This is a genomic window from Paraburkholderia sp. 31.1 (assembly GCF_014397645.1).
GTDB classification, from domain to species: domain Bacteria; phylum Pseudomonadota; class Gammaproteobacteria; order Burkholderiales; family Burkholderiaceae; genus Paraburkholderia; species Paraburkholderia tuberum.
Window position 1 is genome coordinate 17,946 of sequence record NZ_VZQN01000003.1, and the last position, 19,689, is coordinate 37,634.

General features: G+C 63.2%; 17 protein-coding genes. 4 read left to right on the top strand and 13 right to left on the bottom strand.

Annotated features, from left to right (window positions below):
- Positions 1-31: 31 nt before the first annotated feature.
- Positions 32-2,785: an HAD-IC family P-type ATPase gene (locus F6X37_RS02365; protein ID WP_187610175.1), complete on the top strand. Its 2,754-nt coding sequence runs from the start codon at positions 32-34 to the stop codon at positions 2,783-2,785.
- Positions 2,786-2,805: 20 nt separating this feature from the next.
- On the opposite strand, the gene F6X37_RS02370 is transcribed toward F6X37_RS02365, so the two are convergent.
- Complete coding sequence (locus tag F6X37_RS02370; protein WP_090806167.1) at positions 2,806-3,615, bottom strand: class I SAM-dependent methyltransferase; 810 nt, start codon at positions 3,613-3,615, stop codon at positions 2,806-2,808.
- Positions 3,616-4,208: 593 nt separating this feature from the next.
- Between F6X37_RS02370 and F6X37_RS02375 the strand changes: the two genes are divergently transcribed.
- The 3 genes from F6X37_RS02375 to F6X37_RS02385 all read left to right on the top strand — a co-directional run bounded on the left by F6X37_RS02375 (position 4,209) and on the right by F6X37_RS02385 (position 6,632).
- Positions 4,209-4,634, top strand: coding sequence for a CopG family transcriptional regulator (locus F6X37_RS02375; protein ID WP_018420777.1), 426 nt, complete (start codon positions 4,209-4,211; stop codon positions 4,632-4,634).
- A gap of 45 nt (positions 4,635-4,679) precedes the next feature.
- Entirely contained in the window at positions 4,680-5,777 is a 1,098-nt protein-coding gene (locus tag F6X37_RS02380; protein ID WP_187610176.1) for an alpha/beta hydrolase family esterase, read from the top strand.
- A gap of 558 nt (positions 5,778-6,335) precedes the next feature.
- Positions 6,336-6,632, top strand: a complete 297-nt coding sequence (locus F6X37_RS02385) for a cation:proton antiporter (protein WP_316251927.1) — start codon at positions 6,336-6,338, stop codon at positions 6,630-6,632.
- 69 nt (positions 6,633-6,701) lie between these two features.
- Here F6X37_RS02385 and F6X37_RS02390 read toward each other — a convergent pair whose 3' ends face one another.
- From F6X37_RS02390 to F6X37_RS02445, 12 genes are all read right to left on the bottom strand, one after another.
- Positions 6,702-7,313 (bottom strand): universal stress protein, encoded by a 612-nt coding sequence (locus F6X37_RS02390; RefSeq protein ID WP_410451184.1) that lies wholly within the window; start codon positions 7,311-7,313, stop codon positions 6,702-6,704.
- A gap of 1 nt (position 7,314) precedes the next feature.
- Positions 7,315-8,028, bottom strand: coding sequence for a two-component system response regulator KdpE (gene kdpE, locus F6X37_RS02395; protein ID WP_090806163.1), 714 nt, complete (start codon positions 8,026-8,028; stop codon positions 7,315-7,317).
- Positions 8,025-10,853, bottom strand: coding sequence for a sensor histidine kinase (locus F6X37_RS02400; protein WP_187610177.1), 2,829 nt, complete (start codon positions 10,851-10,853; stop codon positions 8,025-8,027). The genes kdpE and F6X37_RS02400 overlap by 4 nt, the downstream gene beginning before the upstream one ends.
- Before the next feature lie 76 nt (positions 10,854-10,929).
- The gene (gene kdpC / locus F6X37_RS02405; RefSeq protein WP_090806159.1) at positions 10,930-11,514 is read right to left on the bottom strand and encodes a potassium-transporting ATPase subunit KdpC; all 585 of its coding nucleotides are present in this window, start codon (positions 11,512-11,514) and stop codon (positions 10,930-10,932) included.
- Positions 11,515-11,533: 19 nt separating this feature from the next.
- A complete protein-coding gene (gene kdpB, locus F6X37_RS02410; RefSeq protein ID WP_187610301.1) occupies positions 11,534-13,618 on the bottom strand; it encodes a potassium-transporting ATPase subunit KdpB in 2,085 nt (694 codons plus the stop codon).
- Between the two features lie 85 nt (positions 13,619-13,703).
- Positions 13,704-15,512, bottom strand: a complete 1,809-nt coding sequence (gene kdpA / locus F6X37_RS02415) for a potassium-transporting ATPase subunit KdpA (RefSeq protein ID WP_187610178.1) — start codon at positions 15,510-15,512, stop codon at positions 13,704-13,706.
- Positions 15,509-15,721: a potassium-transporting ATPase subunit F gene (locus tag F6X37_RS37560; RefSeq protein ID WP_316251933.1), complete on the bottom strand. Its 213-nt coding sequence runs from the start codon at positions 15,719-15,721 to the stop codon at positions 15,509-15,511. Before F6X37_RS37560 ends, kdpA begins: the two co-directional genes overlap by 4 nt.
- A gap of 314 nt (positions 15,722-16,035) precedes the next feature.
- A complete protein-coding gene (mdcH, locus tag F6X37_RS02425) occupies positions 16,036-16,968 on the bottom strand; it encodes a malonate decarboxylase subunit epsilon (RefSeq protein ID WP_187610179.1) in 933 nt (310 codons plus the stop codon).
- Positions 16,968-17,666, bottom strand: coding sequence for a malonate decarboxylase holo-ACP synthase (locus tag F6X37_RS02430; RefSeq protein ID WP_187610302.1), 699 nt, complete (start codon positions 17,664-17,666; stop codon positions 16,968-16,970). Before F6X37_RS02430 ends, mdcH begins: the two co-directional genes overlap by 1 nt.
- On the bottom strand, positions 17,666-18,487 hold the full coding sequence (gene mdcE / locus F6X37_RS02435; RefSeq protein WP_187610180.1) for a biotin-independent malonate decarboxylase subunit gamma: 822 nt from the start codon (positions 18,485-18,487) through the stop codon (positions 17,666-17,668). The genes F6X37_RS02430 and mdcE overlap by 1 nt, the downstream gene beginning before the upstream one ends.
- On the bottom strand, positions 18,484-19,368 hold the full coding sequence (locus F6X37_RS02440; protein WP_187610181.1) for a biotin-independent malonate decarboxylase subunit beta: 885 nt from the start codon (positions 19,366-19,368) through the stop codon (positions 18,484-18,486). The genes mdcE and F6X37_RS02440 overlap by 4 nt, the downstream gene beginning before the upstream one ends.
- Entirely contained in the window at positions 19,365-19,688 is a 324-nt protein-coding gene (locus tag F6X37_RS02445; RefSeq protein ID WP_184038621.1) for a malonate decarboxylase subunit delta, read from the bottom strand. The genes F6X37_RS02440 and F6X37_RS02445 overlap by 4 nt, the downstream gene beginning before the upstream one ends.
- Between the last annotated feature and the right edge of the window lies 1 nt (position 19,689).

Sequence of the window (19,689 nt, forward strand, 5' to 3'; positions counted from 1 at the left end):
CCCGAAATCACTGGAACCGGGAGACACGAGGATGAGCTCAGTTGAGAGTGCGACGCCGTGGCATGCGATGCCGGCCGGTGACATCGAACGGCAGTTCAACGTCGATCCCGCGCAGGGCCTCGATGCAACGGAAGCGACCGGGCGGCTGTCCACCTATGGGCCGAACCGCCTCCCGCAGGGCAAGAAGAGGGGGCCGGTCGTACGCTTCCTGATGCAGCTCCACAACGTTCTGATCTACGTGCTGCTCGCGGCCGGTTTCGTCAAGTTCATGCTGGGCCTGTGGCTCGATGGCTCGGTCATTCTGGCCGTCGTCATCCTCAACTCGCTGCTCGGCTTCCTGCAGGAAGGACGCGCCGAGAAGGCGCTCGACTCGATTCGCAACATGCTGTCCGCGGAAGCGCGCGTGATGCGTGGCGGAGCGGTTCGCTTGATCCCCGCCGAGGAACTCGTTCCTGGCGACATCGTGCTACTGGAATCGGGCGACAAAATCCCGGCGGACATGCGTCTCGTCGACGCCAGGAACCTGCGCACGGAAGAAGCGGCTCTCACGGGGGAATCCCTCCCGGCCGAGAAGGGCACCACGCCGGTACCCGCCAAAGCCACGGTCGGCGACCGCGAGAACATGGCGTTCTGCGGCACGATGGTCTTGTCGGGCCGGGCAACCGGCGTCGTGGTGACGACCGGGAGCCAGACCGAACTCGGCCGGATCAACCAGATGCTCGCCGAGGTCAGCGCGCTCGAGACGCCGCTGCTGCGCCAGATCAAGAAGTTCGGCTACGTCATCACGGCAGTGATCGCCGTTGTCAGCGTGCTGCTCTTCTCCTGGGGGCACTGGCTCGGACAGATGACTTTCGTCGAGCTGTTCCAGGCCATCGTGGGGATTGCGGTCTCGGTCATCCCGGAAGGCCTGCCGGCGCTCATCACCATCACGCTCGCCATCGGCGTGCAGCGCATGGCCCAGCGCAACGCCATTATTCGCCGCCTGCCGGCGGTCGAAACACTGGGCGCCGTCTCGCGCATCTGCTCGGATAAAACGGGCACGCTGACCCTGATGGAGATGATGGTGACCTCCGTCGTAACGGCCGAAGCGGCCTATGCCGTTACGGGCGACGGCTACGCCAGCGAAGGAGAGGTCAGCGCCGATGGCAAGCCGCTCGGCGCCGCGCCGGACGTGCTCAAGCTGATGGGCCGCGTGTCGCTGTTGTGCAACGACGCCGAGCTCTTCGAGGAAGACGGCAAATGGAAAGTGGAGGGTGACCCGACCGAGGGCGCGCTCTATCCGTTCGCTTCCAAGCTGGGCATGGACCGTGCCGCCGAGACGGCCGCCGCGCCGAGGATCGACGCGATCCCCTTCGAGTCCGAGCACAAGTTCATGGCGACGCTGAACCGTTCGACGGACGGCGAGATGCTGCTGGTCAAAGGCGCGCCGGAGGTGATCCTCGAGCACTGCGACCGGCAGCAGACGGCGCAAGGCCCGGCGCCGCTCGATCGCGAGCACTTCGCGAGGGAGGGCGACCGCCTCGCCGCGCAAGGTGAGCGCGTGCTCGGGCTCGCGTGGCTGTCGGACCCGGGCCTGCGTACGGGCGGCCTCGGGCCGCAGGACTTGCCGCGTACCCTCGTACTGCTCGGCCTCGTGGGCCTGATGGACCCGCCGCGCAAAGAGGCGATCGACGCCGTGCGCGAATGCCACGGCGGCGGCATTCGCGTGACGATGATCACGGGCGACCACAAGATCACGGCGGCGGCAATCGCAAGAATGCTGGGCATCGGCGACGGCAAGACCGCCGTGTCCGGCACCGAGATCGAGGCGATGAACGATGCGGCGCTGCAGGAATGCGTGCGCAGCGTCGACGTGTTCGCGCGCGCGAGTCCCGAGCACAAGCTGCGGCTCGTCAAGGCGATCCAGGCGAATCGGCAGATCGTCGCGATGACGGGCGACGGCGTCAACGATGCGCCGGCGCTCAAGAAAGCCGACATCGGTGTCGCGATGGGAATCAAGGGCACCGAAGTGACGAAGGAGGCGGCGGGCATGATCCTCGCCGACGACAATTTCGCGTCGATCTCCGCGGCGGTGAAGGAAGGGCGCACGGTCTACAACAACATCGAGAAAGCGATGCTGTTCATGCTGCCGACCAATGTCGCGCAAGGCGCGGTGATCGCGGTGGCGATCCTGTTCGCCTTCACGCTGCCGATCACGGCGCCGCAGATCCTGTGGGTCAACATGGTTACTTCCGTCGCGCTCGGCCTGACCATTTCGTTCGAGCCGCACGAGGCAGACGTGATGCGCCGCTCGCCACGCGCAATCGACCGGCCGATCGTCACGCGCTTCGGCATCTGGCGCATCCTGTTCGTCGGCGCGGCGCTCGTGATCTATACGCTGTCCACCTTCTTCTGGATGAAGTCGCAAGGGGCGTCGGATCAGATGGCGCGCACGGCCGCGGTCAACGCCATTACGCTGGGCCAGGTGTTCTATCTGCTCAACATCCGGTATCTGCTCGATTCGTCGCTGTCCGTGCGCGCCCATACAGGCAATCGCTATCTCTGGTACGGAATAGCCGGCGTCGTGGTCTTGCAGCTTCTGTTCACCTATACGTTCCCGTTCCATGCCGTTTTCCACACCGAGGCTCTGCCCTTGTCGGCGTGGGGGTGGCTCGTCGGTGGTGGCGTCCTGTTTTTCCTCGTGGTGGAGATCGAGAAGCTCGTTTTCCGGCTCACCCCTGCATTGAGAGGATTTGTGACGTCGCAACAGGAGGGCGCGGCCTTGCGCAATGATCCCGCCAGGTAGGCCGCCTTGGCGGCCGCCTGCTACATCTCATGCACGCGGCGGAGGATGAAAAACAGATTAGCCGAGACTGCATTCACGATCGGTATCCGCTCGAAAGGCCGGTTCAGCTTCATGCCGATATTGGCCAGGGCGTTGAGCGCTCCGCCGCCCTTTATGCCTTTTGCGAAGGTGGGAAAGACCTGGTGATAGCCGCATTCTTCCAGTACGAATCCCGACCGGAGAAACAGGCGCTTCGCGTCGCTGAGGCTGTACAGCCGATTATGGCCCGTGTACTTCTTCATGACTCTGCACGCGTTTTCGGTCACCGATAAGCGGTTAGGTAAAAATGTGATTATCAGCAAACCGTCGTTTTTCAGCACGCGCCATAGCTCATCGAGGCTCTTTTGCTCGCGGGCCACGTGCTCGAGTACACCGCTTCCGATCACCACATCGAATTGATTGTCTTCGTAGGGCAGCAGAAATTCATGATCGAGCGATGCGAAAGATAACCCGGCGTACTCATGGAATTCCGCGAATTGCCCATCCTTGCAGATGTCGCAGCCATATATATCGATGTCATGGTAGAGCGTGCGAAGCATGCACGAATCTGGCGCGTGCCGGCATCCCCAGTCGAGCACTTTCATGCCACGCTTGATATACGGTGCGTAAATTTCGAACGCGCGCACGTGGCGATCGAGACTCGCGTTGTTGGCAATGACCGATTGCACATAGTCCCGGTATTCACCATCGCTACGATGTGCAATGTAGTCCTCGCAAAGCTTGGCATAAGTCGCCTTGACCTGCTGCAATTCATTGCTCGGGATCGTTTCAGTGTCGATGGGTTTATGCATATCTCCCTCATGGCGGTGCGAACGATACGACGAATTTCAGGCTCTACCGGGCCAGTATGGTGGTAATCCTTGGTCCATGTTGAGGTCTGCGCAATCCGTTTCCGCAGTACCGGCTTTCGCTGCCCGAGTGACATCGGGGTTGAGAGGTTCGCGGGATGTTGACTACTCCGATTTTGAGCGCTGATGGACTGCGCTTGGCGAGACCTGCGGCAGCAACTACCTCGATAAAGCCGCGATAGTGAACGGGTTCGAGTTTTGAAGGATAGCAGTTGAATTTGTCAAAACTGGTCGGGGAACCTCTCCATTTCGCGCCTTATTCTGATGGTTTTGCGCCTTGACGCTCATCCGTTGTGTTCGAGCGAACATCAGTGCCAACCTCCCGTTGCTCGGCCGCCTTATTCAGCGTTAACTTAACAATGCGGTCGAACAGCGCGATGTCCGTCCTCCAACCGGCCAGTACCTCGTAGCTATCCAAGTGCGCATCGACCGGCGATGCGGCGAGCCCAGAAGGCGTCTCGACCCCAAATTTTTATGTTGCGGCGCATCTAAAACCATCCTATAACCATCCACATGGATGGTGTGAGGATGGTGTGATGAAAAAACCCGCGGTATTGGACACCCCCCGCTCGAAAGGCGGCGACTCGGAAAAAATCACGATCAACCTCGGACCCGTCGACCTCGGGCAGATCGACCTGCTGGTTGAAGAAGGCTTCTATGCGAACCGGACCGACCTGATCCGAACGGCGATTCGCAACCAGCTCGCGCTACATGCGCGGGTCGTCCAGGAAACGGTTGCGCGTCGTTCGCTCGTGCTCGGGCTGCAGCATTTCTCCAGGCAGGATCTCGAGGCGATTCGAGCCGCGCGCGAGCGTCTCAACATTCAGGTCCTGGGATTGGCCAGCATTGCCGCCGATGTCTCCCCGGAACTCGCGCTCGCGACTATCGAAAGCGTCGTGGTGCTGGGAGCCTTTCACGCTTCGCCCGCAGTCAAGACGGCGCTTGCCGGCAGAATCCACTAGCCGCGCGAGGCCCACCCCCTCAACACCGGTAATCGGACAAATGTGATGAAACTCAACGAAGGCTTTCTGAACTCAATGCACGAAGCGATGACTTTGCTGCGTACCCGCGGCGTTGCCGAAGCGACAGAAGCGATACAACGCGCACTGCGAGGGGAAAGCGTCGGTGCAGTGAACGAAACTGCGTCGCGGGACAAGACGCCAGAGCCCGTTGTTTTCCCGTTTGCAAAGACCAAGGACGCGACCGCGCGCAAGGCGCGAGAAGACTGCCTTGACGTGGAGGAACGAGGACATTTCATCACGCTTGCTTATGCGAATGCCGCCGGTCGCCGTCAATATCGGCTGTATGTGCCGGCGGGGGGCGCCGGCGAGCCGCTGCCACTGATTGTGATGCTGCACGGCTGCACGCAGGACGCCGACGAGTTCGCAGCAGGCACGCAGATGAACGCGCTTGCCGAGCGGCATCGATGTCTCGTAGCTTATCCGGTGCAACCGCAGCAGGCGAATCCGTCGAAGTGCTGGAACTGGTTCAAACCTGACGATCAGCATCGCGAGCGCGGCGAGCCGTCGCTGATCGCAGGCATCACGCGCGAAATCATCTCGGCCCACAACGTCGATCCTGCGCGCGTGTACGTCGCGGGGATGTCCGCCGGGGGCGCGATGGCGGCGATCATGATCGCCGAGTATCCCGAACTGTATGCCGCGGTCGGCGTGCATTCCGGTCTTCCGGCACGGTGCGCGCACAATTTACCCTCTGCGCTCGCGGCGATGAAAGGCGGCAAGCACCCCCGAAACGCACGGCGCGTGCAAGGCGATACAGACTTGTCACCGACGCGGCCCATGATCGTCTTTCATGGTGACGCGGATGCCACCGTTCACGTAGCGAATGCCACGCGGCTCGTGCAGAGGTTCGGCGCACGGCCGGACGCTGGCAGCGAACGGCGTCGGGTCGACGCGGGCCGACGCGCCTGTACCGTCTCGCGGCTGGTTTCCGGCGACGGTATCGACGCCGAGTTGTGGACCATTCATGGCGCAGGACACGCTTGGGCAGGCGGCAATGCACGAGGCAGTTATACGGACGCTACTGGTCCGGATGCGAGTGCCGAAATGCTGCGCTTTTTTCTTGATCATCCGCAACGACAATAGTGCAGGCCTCTCTTGTGGTTCCTATGATTGCGACGGAGTGGCGTCCGCTGTGCATGTAGAGCAAGTCCGCTTGCTCAACTGCATAAAAGGCTGCCCGATGAATCACTTCCGGGGCGAATCCTCGGCGGCAGGTCGGCGAAGCCGGATTTGCGCCGCACTCAACGTACGGCGGGTTGCCATTCAATTGGAGACATCCACGCGTGCTGGTCCATCGTCAACAACGGGTCGCGTGTCGCCGATTGCGGCCTTGCGAAGTTCGAGCGATGTGTGCCCATTGCATGAGGCAGTCATCGGCCATGAACGGCCGGTCGGCGGGGACGCCCGAACGCGGTCAGTCAACTGCGCTTTCGACCCGCCGCCGACTGTTCGACAACGCAGATAGTTTGACCGTCCTCCGCATTCGGTGGGCGAGGGTCCGGGACGCTGAAATCGCTGGCATCGGGAGCGTGACTCGCCCTCACATTGCAGTTGCGAAGACCGATCGGTGGAGAACGGCAGCTACTCGTCCCGCAATGGCGCAACTGACGTCAATGAGCAGCGCGCAGGGAATACGGCACCGTGTGGCTATCGATCGGGATCGCCATCATGGTCGTGATGCTGGGGCGTGCCGTGGCTGTGTCCCCGTGTTGCATGCTCTTCTCGCGCTCGTCGCTGCAGATCGAGGTGCGGCATCAACATATCCTGTTCTGGGGCGGGCTACGCGGTGCCTTGGCCTTGGTGCTCGCGATGGGATTGCCGCCCGGACTACCACGGCGCGAAGAAATCACTACTGTGTGTTTTGCCGTCGTTGCTTTTTCAATCTTCGTTCAGGGCGCCACGATGACGCCGCTACTAAGGCGATTGGGTGTCGTTTAAAGATGCGGGGCCTCAAAAGTTTCATGCACGCCTGCTTTTCATCCTCATCGTTGCGCTCACGCATGCAGTCTAGTGAACCATGGTTACCGGCCTGGTAGTCACGCGCCACAACCCGGCGAGCATGGTCAGTCTGCGAAAGAAACCGAAATGGCTGGCGTCGATCACGACGACATCCGGTTGAGTCTTTGCAGCATAGGCGGCAATGGCTCTTGCGCCGTGCCCGAACACCCGCTTCCATTTGTACGGAACGCCTGCATCCTCAAGGACTGAGCATGTCTGGATCAGCGCGTCGAGCATTATGTGCTTCTCATGGCGACGCAGTGCGCTGCGCGAGTGAAACGCTGCCGCACGCCCTTCGTCAATAGGCTCAAGCACTTCAAGCAGTTCGACTTCGGACACGCAGTGTTCCAGATACAGAAATGCGGCGTGTCGGGCAGCCTGTACGGCACCGCCGCTATCGACTACGGGGATCAGCAACCGTAACATTGAGTACTCCGATTTCGGCCAGCAGACCGACTTTGACACTTCCATTTCAGCATAGAGCGTGTCAATGAGTTGCAAAACTATACGCAGGACACGTAAAAATCCCGTTAACGCGACGTCTCGAACGCGGTGCAAACATGACGGCAGCACTTCTGAGCGCAATTTCCCACTGAATCGACGCTTCAGTGCGGATTGCATGCTACTGCCCCTGATAGTCGTTCGCTCCGACCAGTCTGTAGCCTACGCCAGTCTCCGTGATGATGTACTCTGGTTGCGCCGGATCACGTTCGAGTTTCTGGCGCAGGTGCCCCATGTAGACTCGCAAATAGTGGTCGTTATCAGCGTGCGTTTGGCCCCACACCTCCTGAAGTAGCTGTCGATGCGTCAGCACCCATCCTGCGCGTGACACAAGCGCCGACAGTAGCCGGTATTCGATCGGGGTAAGATGGACGATCTGGCTGTCGCGCGTTACCCTCCGTTCAGCAAGATCGATCGTGACAGCGCCGAAATGCACTTTGGTCGACCCCGTCCTGCCGCCGCAGGTTCGCCGCCGCAGGTGGGCGCGGATTCGCGCAGTCAGTTCCGGCAATCCGAACGGCTTGGTCAGGTAGTCATCGGCCCCGGCGTCGAGCGCCGCGACCTTATGCTCCTCCCGGGTTCGCGCCGTTAGCACGAGCACCGGCACAGTGGACCAGCTACGCAGTTCCCGAATCACGTCAATGCCGTCCATATCCGGCAAACCAAGATCGACGATGACGAGATCAGGCCGCCGTGTTGCGGCCTGCGCCAGCCCTTGCTCCCCCGTTTCGGCATCAAAGACCCTCATGCCATCCGCTTCCAGTGCCGTGTGAACGAAACGACGGATGTGCTTGTCGTCTTCAATCAGAACAACGGTGACCGTCGGCTCGCTCATGGTTTTGCCGGATCGACGGCCGGTGCCGGAAAGGCGCCCCCTGTTGACGCCGCCTGCTCTCCATCGTCGGGCCATAGCTCTGCGGGTGGCGCTTCGGCCGGCGGGGTCTCATCGGCGGGCAGCATGAACCAGAAGCGCGCGCCAATGATCTTACCCATTGTGCCGGTACGATTCTCGGCCCCGATCCTGCCGCCATGCGCCTCGACAATGGCACGGCAGATCGCGAGGCCAAGACCTATCCCGGCCTTCGCCGATTCTTTCTCGCCGCGCGTGAACTTGTCGAACACGCGCGTCTCCATGCCCGGCGGCAGGCCGGGCCCGCTATCGTCGACGCAGACCTTCACATATTTCCGGCCGCCATCATGGGCCGGCGTGGCATCGATCGTGAGCGGCGTCCCCGGTGGCGTGTACTTCGCCGCGTTCTCGAAGAGATTCACAAAGAGCCGCTCCATCAGCACCGCATCAAGCTGCAGCAGTGGCAGATCAGGCGGTACATGCACCCGGACTGGGCGCCCGGCGAGCGTACGCCGGCAAGCGCCGAGGGCCGCGCCGACGACCTCCTCGAGCATCGACCATTGCCGGTTCAGGCGCACGCCACCCGCTTCGAGGCGTGCCATGTCGAGCAGGTTCGTGACAAGACCATTCATCCTGAGCGCCTCCTCGTGGATTGCGTCGACGACTTCGCTGGTCGTTCTCGCAGGCACACCGCTTTTGTCCTGTTCGGCAAGCATCGACGCGAATCCGACGATTGCGGTCAGTGGCGTGCGCAGGTCGTGTGAGATCGCCGACAGCAGGGAGTTGCGCAGTCGTTCGGACTCCATGTTGATGAGCGCGTCCTGCGCGATTTCCACGTAGTGAACGCGTTCGAGCGCCAGCGCAATCTGGGCGGCGAACGCATCGAGCATCCGCTGCTGCTCTGGACTCGCCAGATCCGAAGTCTGCTCCGATATCATCGCGAGCACGCCGCGCGTACGCATCGGTGCCCTTAGCGGCAGGTACAGCGCGTCCGTGGCGGGCAGCGTATCCGTGCCACGTCCGGCAGGTTTTTGCTGGTCATACACCCATTGACCGATATCGAGGTCGAGCGCTTGTGCGTCCAGCATGACAGCAGGGTTAGGCTCTTCGACTTTCTGCCAGATCTTCTCTGCGCTGTCCGGCAGCAGGATCGCGACGCGCGCGTGAAACACTTCGCCGACGTGCCGCGTACCGATCTCGATGATCTGCCCGGTCGTCAGCGCCGCGCCCAGTTCACGTGACATGGCGTACATCGCACTGGTGCGCCGTTCGCGCATGGTCGCGATGTGCGCCTGACGGCGCAGGCTCGACGTCAGATGACTGATTGTCAAGGAAGTCAGCAGCATCACGAAGAAGGTCAGCACGTATTGCGTGTCCGAAACCGCGAATGTCATCTGCGGCGGTACGAAGAAGAAATCGAACGCCGCCACGCTGAGGAACGACAGCAGCACGCCCGGCCCGCGCCCGAGTCGCGCGGCCGCGAAGATCACGCCGAGCAGATACAGCATCACCAGGTTCGCCAGAGCGATATGGTGGAGAAAGGCTGACGCAACGGCTGTGATTCCTCCGCAGATTGCCAGGGCGTAAAAATAGCTTTGCGGCTTCAAGCGCCCGCCGCCTCCGGGCGCTACAGCAAAGCTCGGAGCACCGGTTCGCATATTCCGGCCCTCACGCTCCGGGGCCGCGCTCATCAGCGTGACGTCGATGTCGCGCGCGTTCTGCACGAGTTGCTCGCCGACCGGCGGCACGATCAGCCGCCGCCAGCGTCCCCGCGCTGACGCGCCGGCAACCAACCTGGACACATTGCGCATGCGGGCGTAAGCAACGAGCGTTTGTGCGGCGTCAGTCCCGTCAAGCGTGGCAGTTTCGGCACCGAGTTCGGCGGCGAGCTTCAACGCATCGAGCGTTCGTTTGCGCAAGTCGTCCGGCATGCGCTGCAGTTTCGGCGTCTCGACATACACGGCTATCCAGTCGGCCTTGATGCTCGTTGCGAGTCGCGAAGCGGCGCGCACCAGCACTGGCGCTTCCGGCCCCGGTCCGACGCACACAATGAGCCGCTCGCGTGCCTGCCAGATACGCTCAATAGACTGGTCGGCGCGATACTCACGCATCTGCGCATCGACGCGATCCGCGGTACGGCGCAGCGCCAGTTCGCGCAGCGCAATCAGGTTGCCCTTGCGAAAGAAGTTACGCACGGCATGCTCGGCCTGCTGGGGCAGGTAGACCTTGCCGTCTCGCATCCGGTCGAGCAGCTCTTCGGCGGGCAAGTCGACTAGTGTGACCTCGTCGGCGCCATCGAACACCCGGTCGGGGACAGTTTCCCAGACCCGGATACCCGTGATCTGACCGACAATATCATTGAGACTTTCGAGATGCTGGACGTTGACCGTCGTGTAGACGTCGATGCCCGCGTCGAGGAGTTCGTGGACGTCTTGCCAGCGCTTCAGGTGCCGCGCGCCCTGCACGTTCGAGTGCGCGAGCTCGTCGACGAGGATGAGCTTTGGCCTGCGGGCGAGCGCGGCGTCGATGTCGAACTCGGAGAGCTGGTGGCCGCGATATTCGTGGCGCGCGAGCGGCAGTATCTCGAGACCATCCAGCAGCGCGATGGTTTCCTTGCGGCCATGGGTCTCGATGATCCCGACAACCACATCGGCGCCTTCTTCCTGCTGCCGCCGGGCGGCCTGCAGCATCGCAAACGTCTTCCCCACGCCCGCTGACGCGCCAAAGAAGACCTTCAGGCGGCCACGCTGCTGTTTCTCTTTATCCCGCTGGATCCTATCCAGAAGTTCGTCTGGGTCGGGGCGGTCCATCGAGTGTCTCCCATAAACGGCCGGCGGCAGACGTCAGACCCGCCCACCTTCCCGCCAGACGCACGTTGGCAGCACATCATCCGTGCATGGGTTTGAGGTCGTCGAGCGCGAGGTTGAGCTTCAGCACATTGACGCGCGCTTCGCCAAAAATGCCGAACTGCCGCCCGGACGTAGAGCGGGCAACCAGCTCGGTGACCTGGTCGGTCGTCAGCCCGCGGGCCTTGGCAACGCGTGCGGTCTGATAGGCCGCCGCAGCGGGACTGATCTCGGGATCGAGACCGCTGGCTGAGGACGTCACAAGATCCACCGGTACCGGCTGCGACATGTCGGTGCCCGCTGCCTTCAAGGCATCGATGCGACCTTTGATTTCGTCAGCGAGTGCGGGGTTGGTCGGACCAAGGTTCGAACCGCCCGAGTTTTGCGCGTTGTAAGGGTTCGGTGTGGTCGCCGACAGGCGTCCCCAGAAATAGTACGGTGCGTCGAACTGCTGGCCGATCAAGGCGGAGCCCACTGCCTTGCCGTTGTGCTCAATCAGGCTGCCGCTCGCCTGGTGTGGAAACGCCATATGTCCGATGGCCGTCACAGCAATCGGATAAATGCCCCCCGCGATCACGGTCAGTACGACGAACAGCACAAGTACGGGGCGAATCAGGTTTTTCATGATGTTTGCGCTCCTTGTGTCAAACCCAGCCAAACGCGGACATGATCATGTCGATCAGCTTGATGAACGGAAACGGGAGCAGAATTCCGCCGAGCCCATAGACCAGCAGGTTGCGGCGCAACAGTGCGGCAGCCCCCAGCGGTCGGTACTTCACGCCCTTGAGCGCAAGCGGGATCAGCGCCACGATGATCAGCGCATTGAAGATCACTGCCGACAGGATTGCCGAGGCCGGCGAACTCAGATGCATCACGTCGAGCACCCGCAACTGCGGATAGGTCGTCGCGAACGCCGCCGGGATGATCGCGAAATACTTCGCGACGTCGTTGGCAATCGAGAATGTCGTGAGCGACCCGCGCGTCATCAGCATCTGCTTGCCGATCTCGACAATCTCGATCAGTTTCGTCGGGTTGGAGTCGAGGTCGACCATGTTGCCGGCTTCCTTAGCCGCCTGCGTGCCCGTATTCATGGCCACCGCGACGTCGGCCTGCGCGAGTGCGGGGGCATCATTGGTGCCGTCGCCGGTCATCGCGACTAGGCGTCCTTCACCCTGATGCGTGCGGATGATCGTGAGCTTCGCCTCCGGCGTGGCTTCGGCGAGGAAATCGTCGACGCCCGCTTCGGCCGCGATCGCCGCGGCGGTCAGCCGGTTGTCGCCGGTGATCATGATGGTCTTGATGCCCATCTGGCGCAGTTCGGCGAAACGTTCCTTGATGCCGCCCTTGACGATGTCCTTCAGTTCGATCACACCCAGCACGCGCGCTACGTCGCCGTGTTTTTCCGCCACCACGAGCGGTGTGCTGCCACGTCGCGCGACATCCGTCACGGCGCTCTCGACCTCGGATGCAAACTGCCCGCCGTGCATTTCGACATAGTGCTTGATCGCTTCTGCCGCGCCCTTGCGGATCTCGCGGCCCGGCGCCCCGGAGGAAGTCCCCTTGGGGGACAGGTCGACGCCGCTCATCCGCGACTGCGCGCTGAACGCGAGGAAGGTCGCGTGCAAGGAGCTCATATCGCGCTCGCGGATGTTGAAACGCTGCTTCGCGAGCACAGTGATGCTGCGGCCTTCCGGCGTCTCGTCGGCAAGCGACGACAGCTGTGCGCCGTCGGCGAGCGCTTCCTCCGTGACACCCGGTGCCGGTATGAAGGCCGAGGCCTGACGGTTGCCGAGCGTAATCGTGCCGGTCTTGTCGAGCAGCAGCACGTCTACGTCGCCGGCGGCTTCAACAGCACGGCCCGAGGTCGCGATCACGTTCGCCTGCATCATGCGGCTCATGCCCGCAACACCGATCGCCGACAGCAGGCCGCCGATCGTCGTTGGAATCAGGCACACGAGCAGGGCAACGAGCGCGGTGATCGTCACGGCGTGGCCGGCTTTTGCCACTTCGACGGAGAACATCGAGAACGGCAGCAGCGTGGCGGTAGCGAACAGCAGAACCAGCGTCAGCGCGACCAACAGGATCGTCAGTGCAATTTCGTTCGGCGTCTTCTGACGCTTCGCGCCTTCGACCATCGCGATCATGCGGTCAAGGAACGCTTCACCCGGGTTCACACTGACGCGTACGACGATCCAGTCCGACAGCACGCGCGTGCCACCCGTCACCGATGAAAAGTCGCCGCCCGACTCGCGGATCACCGGTGCGGATTCGCCGGTGATCGCCGATTCGTCGACCGACGCCACCCCTTCGATCACTTCGCCGTCGGCCGGGATCACGTCACCTGTCTCGACCAGCACGACGTCGCCGCGGCGCAGATCGTTCGCGGCCATGATGCGGATCGGCGCTTTCGGATGCGGCTCCTGCAGTTTCTTTGCCACCACATTGTGTTTGGCGCTGCGCAGCGACGCGGCCTGGGCCTTCGAGCGGCCTTCGGCCAGCGCTTCGGCAAAGTTCGCAAAGAGCACCGTGAACCACAGCCACAGCGCGATCGCGAGGATGAACCCCGCAGGCGCCTCGGCCTGGCCGGCGAGCGCAGCAAACCACAGGATCGTCGTCAGGAGGCTGCCGACGTAGACGCAGAACATCACCGGGTTGCGCAGCTGGGTTCGCGGCGTGAGTTTCCTGAAGGAGTCCACGATTGCCGGGCGAACCAGCGTCGGATCGAACATCGACCTGGCCGCGGTGCGCGCCTGACCGATATTGCCCGGCTGATGGACAGGCGGTTGGGTATGGGTAGTCATGCTGTCCTCGAAATCAGTGAGCCGAGATCATCATCAGGTGTTCGACGACCGGGCCGAGCGCGAGCGCGGGCACATAGGTCAACGCACCGACCAGTACCACGGTGCCGAGCAGCAGCACGACGAACAGCGGGCCATGCGTGGGCAGCGTACCGGCGGTAACGGCAATGCGCTTCTTGTCCGCAAGCGAACCGGCGATGGCAAGCACCGGAACAATCGATCCAAAGCGCCCGAACCACATCGCGATCGCGAGCGTCACGTTGTAGAAGGGCGTATTGACCGACAGGCCGGCGAATGCGCTGCCGTTGTTGTTCGCGGCCGAGCTGTACGCATAGAGGATTTCAGAGAACCCGTGCGGACCGGGGTTGGCGATTCCAGCCACACCCGCTGCCGTCAGCACACCAACCGACGCGCCTAACAGTACGAGTAATGGCGTGAGCAGCACGGCAATCGACACCATCTTCATCTCGTACGACTCGATTTTCTTGCCGACGTACTCGGGCGTGCGGCCGATCATCAGCCCGGCGACGAATACCGCGAGCAACGCAAACACAAGCATCCCGTATAGCCCGGAGCCCACACCGCCGAAGATCACTTCGCCAAGTTCAATCAGTAGTAGCGGGACCATGCCACCGATCGGCGTGAGCGAATCGTGCATGTTATTGACCGCGCCGCATGAAGCCGACGTCGTCGCAACGGTGAAGATCCCCGACTGCGCGATGCCGAAGCGCGTCTCCTTGCCTTCCATGTTGCCGCCCGGCTGCAAGGCGGACGCGGTTTGATCCACATGCAGCGAGGCAAGCAGCGGATTGCCGCCTTGCTCGGAGGAAATCTCCACCCAGCAGGCGGCCGCGAAGGCGATCGTCATCGCGGCGAGGATGGCGTATCCCTGGCGCTGGTCGCCCACCATGCGACCGAACACAAGGCACAGCGCGGCCGGAATGACCAGCATCGCGATCATCTGCACGAAGTTCGCGAACGGCGTTGGGTTTTCATACGGGTGCGCGGAGTTGGCGTTAAAGAAGCCGCCCCCATTGGTGCCCAGCATCTTGATTGCTTCCTGTGACGCGGTCGGTCCCATGGCGATGGTCTGCCTGTCGGCCTTGTTGTCGACCATGACCGGATTGCCCTTCGCATCCTTCACCGGGTTGCCCTGGGCATCGGTCCTGGGCGTCTGGTAGGTCGTGACCTGCAGCGTGGCGACGTCCTTGTATGACTCGAAGTTCTGGATCGCACCCTGGCTGATGAATACGAGCGCGATGACCGTCGCGAGCGGCGCGAGGATGTAAAGCGTGATGCGCGTGAGGTCGACCCAGAAGTTGCCGATGGTTTTCGTCGTATGGCGTGCAAAGCCGCGGATCAGCGCTACGACGACGGCAATACCGGTGGCGGCCGAAAAAAAGTTCTGAACGGCTAACGCGGCCATCTGCGTCAGGTAGCTGACGGTCGACTCCGGCGTGTAATCCTGCCAGTTCGTATTGGTCACAAAGCTGATGGCCGTATTGAATGCAGCGTCGGGGGTCATCGGGCCGAAACCCTGCGGGTTTGCCGGCAGCCATTGCTGGAGGCGCAGGAATCCGTACACGGCCAGCGCGCCGAGCGCATTGAAAACGATCAAGGCGAGGGCATAGTGCGTCCATGCCATTTCGGCTTCGGGATTGACGCCAGCGAGCTTGTATAAGACCGCCTCCAGCGGCCTTCCGATACGCCGCACGACGACGGACGAGCCGTCAAGCACGCTGGTCATGTAGCGGCCAAGCGGAATCGCGAGCGCGATCAGCACGACGATATAAAGTCCTGTCTGGAACAGGTTATTGGCGTTCATTCGAGGGCCTCCGCTCGCAGCAGGGCGTACACGAGGTAGACAAACAGTAAGAGCGTCGACACTGCGGCGAGCCACGTCATCCAGGAAGTCATGGACGGCCTCCGGGGGCGCGGCGGAGCTTGTCGCAGCCGACCGCAAGCGCTGCGACCAGCCCCCCGAATGCGGCGATGGCGATGAGGTAAACCAGATCCATGACGATGCCCTCCCATGACGGATCTTTCCAAGATCAAGCCTATGAAAGAGGGCGTAAACGCCGTGGTAAGACCACGTGCTGGGGTATAAAAAATATGTAAACGGGATCCGGTTCTCGCCTCGAAGGAACACCAGTCAAGGCGATCTGCGCGATGCGCGTCCTCCCCGGGTTCGGCGTCAGCCGTTTGCGCAGATCCGGACTGCGTCAGGCGCAGGCAGCTCTTTTCTCCGGGCGCGCCGAAGCAGCATGGACCAGACGCGACCTTTATCTGTCTGAGGCTGCCGGAATGATTCTTCTGAGCAGAGTTCGCACACCGCAAAGCACACCCCGTCAGCCACGCTCCAACCGCCTGCGTACCGTCCCCACCAACCTGTCAAACGGCAATGTACTCGCAGCCAGCGCACTGACCTCAGAAAAATTCTCCCTCACGATATCTGTCAACACCTGCCCCGGCGGCGCCTCGACCAGCACCTGCGCGCCCATTTCCTGCATCACGGTGAGCGCATCGAACCAGCGCACGGTGTAACGCATATTGGTCGCAAGATCCTCGCGAATCGCATCGGCCGTATATAACGGGCGTCCACCGCGATTGCCGATATAAACACCGCGCGGTCTTTCAACATGCAACGTGTGCGAGTACGCCAGCAGTTCGTCGCTCGCACGCGCGAGCAATTCGCAATGCGAGGGCACGCTGACCGCGAGCCGCGTGGCCTTGCGCGCGCCGGCCGCGAGCGCGCGTTCGATGAACCCGTCGAGCGCATCGTCCGCGCCGGCCATCACGATCTGGCGCGGTGCATTGACGTTGCCGATATACACGCGTTGCCGTTGCTCCGCGGCCTGCTGTGCAACGAGCGTTTCCGCCTGCTGCTCGCTCAAGCCGGAGACGGCCGCGAGACCATAGCCCGCCGGATAAGCGGTTTCCATCAGCTCGGCGCGTCGCTGCACCATCTTCAGCGCGTCGCGGAACGCCACCGCGCCACAACTGACCGCCGCCGCATACGCGCCGATCGACAGTCCCGCGCTGATCTGCGCCGCCAATCCTTCATCGGCGAGCGCGCGCATGATCGCGACGCCCGCGACGGTCAAGCCCAGTTGCACCGCGACCGTCGAATCGAAAGCGTCGGCTGAGTCGAGCGTCAGCACGTCGATGCCAAGTGTGTCGGAGGCTTCAGCGAGCGTGTCCTGTACCGCGCGATGCTGCGGCAGTCGATGCAGAAAGCCTTCGCTCTGCGCACCCTGGCCGGGGAACAGAAGCGCGAGCATCAGGCAATGCCATGGTGAGCAACCGCCGCCCACGGATCGGCGATCAAGCGGGGGCCGCTCGCATCGCGGGCAAGCACGCGCGCCTTGCCCGCGGCCCATTCCGCGAGCGCCACGCCACCCGCGGGCGTTTCGAGTTGCGCATCGATGCGGATACCGATATGCGCCGCGAGCGTTTGCAGTTGCTCCAGCAAAGCACTCGCGACATTCAGCGCCAGCGGTTGCGGCACGCGGATCAACAGATCGAGGTCGCTCGTTTCGTTGACAGTCGGCACGTGCGTCGCCAGTTCAAAGCCGGTGCTGCCAATAGGTCCCCAAGCGAATCCACCAAGCGGACCGCCCGAATCACGTTGCAACGAAAGCAGTGCAACGAACGAGGGCAATGCATCACGTCCGGCATCGGCTTGCGTCTGCGCGAGCGATTCCGGCGGCACGGCACCGACGATATCGTCCGCATGCACCCACGTGCCGTAGCGTTGCGCTCGCTTCGCACCGCGTACGCCGATCGCGACGAAACCATCAGCGGCGAGCGCGCGTCGGACGACCGCATACGGCGCGCGTTCGAACGCGTCGCGAACCCACGCTGGTTCGTCATCGGGCGAGTCCAGCCGCCGCAAGCGCAGCAGATCATGCGGCCGCCACCGCGCGTCGCACGACGTGGCGTGCACGGTGGAGAAGGGCGCAGCCGCACACACGCGCATCACACGGCATCCCATTGTTCGGCAAGACGCCGCCGCACCTCGATCGACGCCGCGCGAGTCTGCCGCGCCGCCGCCGATTCCAGCCGACGCGCGAGCGTACGATCCCCCTCGCGCGCGCTGCGAATCTGCTCGACCAGCACCGTGCGCACGCGCTCGATCTGTGCCGCGTCGGGCGCGTCCGCGTCGATGCCTTCGATCAACTGATCGAGCAGCCCCAACTTCGCGAACGACGTCATCGAATACGACATCGGCACGATCGTGTCGCCGAGTTCGTCGAGTTCTTCGACCGTGCGGCGCGTGACGCGCGCGGCCGCTTCCTTGCCCATCGCGTGGACCATCGTGCCGGGCGCGTCGAGCGCGACGATGCGGTTCGCCTGATAGCCGTGCGCGAGGAACGCGCCGGACATCGCCGGACCGACGATCAGCGCGATCACCGGATGGCCGGCGTCGCGCGCGCTCGCATAGGCGTCGACGGCGGCCGCGCAGGCGAGGTGGATGCCGAGCATTTCCTCGCGATAGCCGTACGCCTGGCTCTTCACGTCGACGATCGCGACGATCGGGCGGCGCGTGCCGGCGTCCACACCCGCATCCGCTTCGATTGCTTCACGCACCGCGCGCGCGAGTTGCCAGCCTTGTTCGAGCCCGACCACGTTGGCGGTCGCGCGCGGAAAACGGTTCGCGGGATCGGGCACGACCGTGATGAAGCGCGCGGTGTCGCCGCCGAGCGGCGCATCGCCGCTCCAGACGGGCGCCGCGCTCGACGATTCGCCGGCAAGTGCATTGAACCAGCGCGCGCCGCGCGTGAGTGTCGTGTCGTTCATGCCTGCTCCTTGTTCGACGCATCGCGCCCTTGCGGGTTGTACACATCACGCAGCGTCTCGGGCGTGACGCTTGCCGGATCGATCCGCGCGAGCCGCTGCAAGAACATGTCGACCTGCTCGCTGCGATGCGTGTCCGGCACGCCTTGCGCGAACGCGGCGCGTACGGCGGCGCGCACGGCCTCGGCATCGTCGTCGACGAGCGTGTCGGCGAGTGCGCTCGCGACGCGCTGCTCGCCGCCGATCAGTTGCCATACGCGGCGGCGATCGCTCGCATCGAGTTCTTCGATACCGGCTTCCTGCTCGATCACTTCAGGTCCGTTCATGCCGAGCCGTCCCTGCTTCGTCACGATCAGATACGAGCACAGCGCGGCCGCGAGCGACATGCCGCCAAAGCAGCCGACCATGCCGGCGATCACGCCGATCACCGGCACGCGCCGGCGCAGCGCGACGATCGCCGCCTGAATCTCGGCGATGACCGCAAGCCCAAGGTTCGCTTCCTGCAGCCGCACGCCGCCGGTCTCGAACAGCACGACCGGGCGCACGCGCTTGCCACGCTCGCAGTCGCGTAGCGCCATCTCGAGCGCCGCGGCGATCTTGCTGCCCGACACTTCGCCGATGCTGCCGCCCTGGAACGCCGATTCGATCGCGGCGACTACGGCCGGTTCGCCGTCGATCGTGCCGCGCGCGATCACGCAGCCGTCGTCGGCCTGGCAGACGATGCCCTGCAAGGGCAGCCAAGGCGACCCGATGCGATCGAACGGTCCGAGCAGTTCGCGGAAGCTGCCCGCGTCGAGCACCGAGCGGGCGCGCTCGCGCGCGGGCAGTTCGATGAAGCTTTCGCGCAGCAGCGGCGCGCGATGTACGCTGGCGCTCGTGCTCATACGCTGTCTCCTTCCTCGGCCGCTTCGACCGCTTCGGCGAGCCGCAACGCGACCACGCCCGGCGTCGCGCCGAAGTCGTTGATCTCGATGTGCGCGGCGCCGTCGTAGCGCGTGAAGAAGCGGTCGAGCACGCTCTTCCAGATGTGGCTATAGCCGTCGACGCTGGTGCGCACCACCACGTGCGCGGCGAGCGCCGAACCGCCTGGATCGGCGGCGGCAGGCGACAGCAGCACTTCCAGATCGCCCGAGCCGACCACGCCGACGTGCGCGCGGGTCGTGACGGCGCGTTGCGCCGGATAGTCGAAGGTCAGATGTTCCATG

Coding starts and splice junctions, on each gene's coding strand:
- F6X37_RS02445 (WP_184038621.1), bottom strand. CDS start 19,688: ATGGAACATCTGACCTTCGACTATCCGGCGCAACGCGCCGTCACGACC.
- kdpB (WP_187610301.1), bottom strand. CDS start 13,618: ATGTTCGATCCGACGCTGGTTCGCCCGGCAATCGTGGACTCCTTCAGG.
- F6X37_RS02380 (WP_187610176.1), top strand. CDS start 4,680: ATGAAACTCAACGAAGGCTTTCTGAACTCAATGCACGAAGCGATGACT.
- kdpC (WP_090806159.1), bottom strand. CDS start 11,514: ATGAAAAACCTGATTCGCCCCGTACTTGTGCTGTTCGTCGTACTGACC.
- F6X37_RS02400 (WP_187610177.1), bottom strand. CDS start 10,853: ATGGACCGCCCCGACCCAGACGAACTTCTGGATAGGATCCAGCGGGAT.
- F6X37_RS02370 (WP_090806167.1), bottom strand. CDS start 3,615: ATGCATAAACCCATCGACACTGAAACGATCCCGAGCAATGAATTGCAG.
- kdpA (WP_187610178.1), bottom strand. CDS start 15,512: ATGAACGCCAATAACCTGTTCCAGACAGGACTTTATATCGTCGTGCTG.
- F6X37_RS02365 (WP_187610175.1), top strand. CDS start 32: ATGAGCTCAGTTGAGAGTGCGACGCCGTGGCATGCGATGCCGGCCGGT.
- F6X37_RS37560 (WP_316251933.1), bottom strand. CDS start 15,721: ATGGGAGGGCATCGTCATGGATCTGGTTTACCTCATCGCCATCGCCGC.
- F6X37_RS02440 (WP_187610181.1), bottom strand. CDS start 19,368: ATGAGCACGAGCGCCAGCGTACATCGCGCGCCGCTGCTGCGCGAAAGC.
- F6X37_RS02375 (WP_018420777.1), top strand. CDS start 4,209: ATGAAAAAACCCGCGGTATTGGACACCCCCCGCTCGAAAGGCGGCGAC.
- mdcE (WP_187610180.1), bottom strand. CDS start 18,487: ATGAACGACACGACACTCACGCGCGGCGCGCGCTGGTTCAATGCACTT.
- F6X37_RS02430 (WP_187610302.1), bottom strand. CDS start 17,666: ATGCGCGTGTGTGCGGCTGCGCCCTTCTCCACCGTGCACGCCACGTCG.
- kdpE (WP_090806163.1), bottom strand. CDS start 8,028: ATGAGCGAGCCGACGGTCACCGTTGTTCTGATTGAAGACGACAAGCAC.
- mdcH (WP_187610179.1), bottom strand. CDS start 16,968: ATGCTCGCGCTTCTGTTCCCCGGCCAGGGTGCGCAGAGCGAAGGCTTT.
- F6X37_RS02390 (WP_410451184.1), bottom strand. CDS start 7,313: ATGCAATCCGCACTGAAGCGTCGATTCAGTGGGAAATTGCGCTCAGAA.